This window comes from Vibrio sp. 1078-1 (genome assembly GCF_033340475.1).
In genome coordinates this window covers 1-527 of sequence record NZ_JAWOWM010000849.1, presented here as the reverse complement: position 1 = coordinate 527, position 527 = coordinate 1, and the positions used below count along the sequence as shown (strand labels likewise).

Annotated in this window: 1 protein-coding gene; it reads left to right on the top strand. The window is 42.7% G+C overall.

The features are described from left to right. Nucleotides 1–415: EAL domain-containing protein (locus tag R7190_RS30430; protein ID WP_318138285.1), on the top strand; the 415-nt coding region annotated here is incomplete at its 5' end. Nucleotides 416–527: the final 112 nt, after the last annotated feature.

Here is a 527-nt window from a genome sequence, read left to right as displayed (position 1 = left end):
TTGCATCACGTTTGAGCTAACTGAAAGCGCGGTGATGAGTGACAGCGAACATACGCTGCAAATGCTGAATGCGATTAAAAAGCTTGGCTTTGCTTTGTCGATCGACGACTTTGGCACTGGGTATTCGTCACTGTCGTATTTAGCTCGTTTCCCGATTGATGAACTAAAAATCGACCGAGCATTCATTAATGACATTGACGCCCTGCCAAAACAGGTGACCGTCATCGAGAACATCATCAACTTGGGCAAATCTTTGGAACTAACGGTCGTTGCAGAAGGCGTAGAAACGCATCAGCAAGCTACTTTGCTTTCCAACCTTCAATGTAACTCGATTCAAGGTTTTCATTTCTACCGACCTCAGCCAAAACATGAAATCGAAGAGTTGTTTGTGCAAAACCGCCGCCACAAAAACTGATCCCCCTACTTCGTCAAATCAAACCTTTACCCCTACTCTCAAGGGGTAAATATTGAGTTTATTGAGCTAAACCTAACTTAGGTCAAATTAGCTATTCATAATTCTTCATAAA